The sequence below is a fragment of the Aeromonas sp. 159 genome (genome assembly GCF_963862045.1).
In the GTDB taxonomy this organism is placed as follows: Bacteria; Pseudomonadota; Gammaproteobacteria; order Enterobacterales; family Aeromonadaceae; genus Aeromonas; species Aeromonas veronii.
The window spans coordinates 1-3,289 of the sequence record NZ_CAWLMI010000117.1 but is presented as its reverse complement, the minus strand read 5'-3'; the positions used below and the strand labels follow the sequence as shown (position 1 = coordinate 3,289).

Sequence of the window (3,289 nt, the reverse complement as noted above, 5' to 3'; positions counted from 1 at the left end):
CCCAGCCACCGATTTGACGTTGTCGTATTGCTTGTTTGACTGTGCGGTTGCGCAACTGCTCGGGGGAGATATAGAGCAAGGCGATATCCCCCATGCGGATCTGTTCAAGAATCGCGCCTCGCTCTGGTAGCGTCAGCAGCCCCGAGATAGCGGCAACCCCTTCAATACCGGCTTTGTGTTTAAGGTTGTCCACTTGATCTTTCATCAGTGCCTGCAGGGGGGATATCACGACCGTGAGAGCACCGTTTCGCTGGTTACGCACCAGTGCCGGGAGCTGGTAGCAGAGCGACTTACCGCCGCTGGTTGGGAGTATGCCGAGCAGTGCGACGCCAGCCATGGCTTCCTCGATCAAGGTCTTCTGCAATGCTGTCCCATCAGGCAGGTTGCGAAAGTTGTCGAGCTCGAAGATTCGCTGCAGATGGCGGCGTGCGTCGTGGTTCTCCTGACAATAGCTGCAGTCAGCATGACCGCAGTGACGTTCACGAATTGTGTGAATGATTTCTGCGGTCTGGGGGAAGCGGCGCCAAATCCAGGGGGGCAACACGGAGTTCCCGCCGGACACGGGCAACCAGGCGCAGGCATAAGCCAATGGTAACAACAGCATGGGTTGACGCAGGGCATCACCAATCACCCGGTTGAGCTGATTGGGGCACGCTTTCTCATGGGCAATGCTCTTGATGAGAGTGGGGAGCTCCGAGACCCGCACTGGCGGGCGGCCTGTCAGTCTGGCAAACACCAGTGACAGACCCTGAGTGTTAAATTGCGCCATGACTCCCTGGTCGAACAGATATTGATAAAGCTGCAATTGGGACAGGGGTAAGGCTTGTAGTGCTATCAGCTGTTCCGAGAAAATCTGCAATGCGAGCCTTGCATCCGCGACCGGATCATTGAGGGTATCCCGAACCAGTTTGTAATCCTTGACCAAGCGGTGATAGGGGTTTTTGGGAAAGGCAAGGGGAGATAGATAGAGGGTATCTATTACCGGCTTTTCGAGAAGTAACTGAGGGCGTACAGCCTGTTTGGCCAACCAGGGGAGATCAAAATCGAGAATATTGTGGCCAAGGACCACATCAGCCTCTTGTGTCAGCGCATTTAACTCCTTGAGGGAGAGATCCTGCGGGCCCTTGAGATTGAGCTCACGATCAGCCAGGAGTGCACCCAGATGACGGAGCTTTTCATCCCGGGTCAGTTCAAGGTCAAAGGAAAGAATCTTGTCATCCCCAAACAGGGCCACGACATCAGTCGAGTTCATTAATAGCCATCTCCATCTGGCGTTGACCTCTCATGGCGATAATAAGTGCCAAAAGATCAGTGAGTTGGCCGAATATTACCCGAAATGTTGAATGATGGCATCATTCAGAGCCCTCTGGTCTCAGTTCTTTTGGCTGGTATCCCGTTTTGGTAAATGTCCCTGCATCCTTAATGGCTCATGTTTGGAAAGTGTCGTCCTTGTCATGGTCAACCCACTGATCTTGTGAGACTATTTCCCTTCCTTCTCCGATCGGAACGCATTGTGTCCCTCGATTACTACCAGCGCCACGCCACCGAATTGGCGACCCGTTACCAGCAGGTATCTGCTCGCGCAGTTCACGGCGACTGGCTCACTCTGCTGGAACCTTGGCTTTTGGCTGCACCGCACAGGGGGCTTGATGTGGGGGCTGGCAGTGGTCGGGATGCCGCGTTTTTAGCCGGGCTCCATCAGGGCAACACTGTGGTCGCTGCCGAGCCCTGTCAGGCACTTGCTCTACAGGGGCAATGTCATACCCGTGAGGCAGCGGTGGCGTGGGTCAATGACGCTATGCCTGCTCTCTCTCGCGTGACCGGTACTTTTGATCTGATTTTGCTCAGTGCTGTCTGGATGCATCTATCCCCGGAGTCTCGACCCTTGGCTCTGGCACGTCTTCATGAGCTGCTCTCACCAGACGGCTATCTGGTACTGAGTCTTCGCCTGACTGTGTCGGAGCTGGAGATGCGGGAGCGAGCCATGTATCCGGTAGCTGTCGATGAAGTGGAGCGGCTTGCATTGGCGGAGGGGATGACACTGCTCCATGTGTCAGAACCACAGGGGGATGCCTTGGCGCGTACCGGGTTGAGTTGGCAGAGTCTGATCCTTGGGGGCGAGCATGCACGCCTCTCCTGAGCAGCAACTCGCCTTTATTGCTTATTTGCAACGCATCTTTACCGAAGGCGATTTTGTTGCCACTTACAAGTGCGGCTTGCTCCACGGGATTGCTGATATCGCGATTGAGCGCAGCAGCGAGACCCATGATCTGACTGCGGCGCGCACCATTACGCTGGACGAACTGGCCACCAAGTTTGTGGAGCTCTATTGGCAGCACAGTCTGCCCTACTCGGCGACGGGAGAAACGGCCACCTTGCTCAAACAGAGCAGCGGTCGTCAGGCCATCATGCTGACGGAGTTGTCCCGGCTGCGTGAAGAGGGTGTCCGCTCGGTAACTGCACTGCGTCGTCACGACGCCTGGCGGCCTCTTCTTGCCCGAGTTCGGCGCATCCTTGTTGAGGGACCCTTGTGGCGTCTGCAGATCCTGGGTGGGCGAGAGGAGTGCCACCTCTATCCGCACCAAAGGGGCGCGGATCATATCTGCCTTAACCCCGGCATTCTCTACTGTCTCCACCGCTTTTACGATCTGGTGGTCTCCCTCTCCCGACAGCATTGGTTACAGCTTATCTGCGACATCAAGGGTAATCAGCCACTGATTGGCCCCAGTGTGGGGTTGGAGAATTTTCTATTTGGTTCAAGCCGTCAGGCGCTGGGGCGAGTAGGAGAGGTATTTAGGGACTTGCAGGGGGGAACCTGTTTTTACTGTAACAAGGCGATACACGGGAGTGGTGAGGTAGACCATTTCATCCCCTGGCGTCGTTATCCAATCGATTTGGGTCACAACTTCGTACTGGCACACGCCAACTGTAATCGGAGCAAACGGGATTTTCTTGCCGCTCCCGAGCACAGGGATGCTTGGTACGAGCAGAATATCCTGACCCATGGGGCGTACCTCACGGACGAGCTGGCCCCTCTGGTCAGCGTCGATGCCGAGCGTTCTACTGCCATCGCTACTTGGGCCTATCAGCAAGCACTCCGTGAGCATGCTCGGTTGTGGCGTGGTATTGACCTGTTTGTGGACGTGACAGCCCCCAGTGTGGGGATGAGTAATCTAGGCTTCTCTAGGCTCTTCTGAGGCAGATACGAAAAAGCCCAGCAAAAAGGCTGGGCTTTAGAATTTGGCTCCCTCGACAGGACTTGAACCTGTGACATACGGATTAACAGTCC

3 protein-coding genes are annotated in these 3,289 nt (G+C 55.6%); 2 read left to right on the top strand and 1 reads right to left on the bottom strand.

The features are described from left to right. The coding region (locus AACR14_RS16080; protein WP_237714706.1) for a DEAD/DEAH box helicase at positions 1 to 1,234 on the bottom strand (1,234 nt) is incomplete at its 3' end. A 279-nt stretch (positions 1,235 to 1,513) separates the two neighbouring features. Between AACR14_RS16080 and AACR14_RS16075 the strand changes: the two genes are divergently transcribed. Next, entirely contained in the window at positions 1,514 to 2,140 is a 627-nt protein-coding gene (locus tag AACR14_RS16075) for a class I SAM-dependent methyltransferase (RefSeq protein ID WP_019446917.1), read from the top strand. Beyond that, positions 2,124 to 3,197, top strand: coding sequence for an HNH endonuclease (locus tag AACR14_RS16070; protein ID WP_019446916.1), 1,074 nt, complete (start codon positions 2,124 to 2,126; stop codon positions 3,195 to 3,197). Before AACR14_RS16075 ends, AACR14_RS16070 begins: the two co-directional genes overlap by 17 nt. Positions 3,198 to 3,289 lie beyond the last annotated feature (92 nt).

Excerpts from the sequence above, each read along its gene's own strand:
- AACR14_RS16070 (WP_019446916.1), top strand. The coding sequence starts at position 2,124 with ATGCACGCCTCTCCTGAGCAGCAACTCGCCTTTATTGCTTATTTGCAA.